The 408-nt window shown below is 55.4% G+C and carries 1 protein-coding gene; it reads right to left on the bottom strand.

Translation table 11 applies throughout. The features are described 5' to 3' along the window. Positions 1–19: 19 nt before the first annotated feature. A partial coding sequence (locus D3227_RS40795; RefSeq protein WP_147377855.1) for a PhzF family phenazine biosynthesis protein occupies positions 20–408 on the bottom strand: 389 nt, incomplete at its 5' end.

Here is a 408-nt window from a genome sequence, read left to right as displayed (position 1 = left end):
CCAGATCAACAGCCTTGCATTAAGCAGCATTGGGAATAGAAATTTCCGCCTCCATGAAGGTCACAGCATTCCCACTCAGGAAAACACGATCTTTAGTCAATTCGCAGACGAGCCAACCCCCACGGGCTGACGCCTGATAAGTTAAGAGCTTGTCGCAACCCAACCGCTTCGCCCAATAGGGAACAAGTGTGGCATGGATCGATCCCGTAACCGGGTCTTCGGGTATACCTGCACCTGGCGCGAAGTAGCGGGACACGAAGTGTGCCTTCGCGCTCTCGGCGTGTCGATGGCGGTTGAGAACCGCGTATAGATGGCGCCGAGAGGGAATTGATGCGGAATTCGGCTCGGAGTGGTGCTGAATGACGCTGATGATCTGATTTGGTTGGGGATGAGAGCGCGGGATGCACC

It is taken from the genome of Mesorhizobium waimense (assembly GCF_003601975.1).
GTDB lineage: Bacteria > Pseudomonadota > Alphaproteobacteria > Rhizobiales > Rhizobiaceae > Mesorhizobium > Mesorhizobium waimense.
The sequence above is the reverse complement of the archived record's forward strand: the minus strand, read 5'-3'. Positions and strand labels throughout refer to the sequence as shown.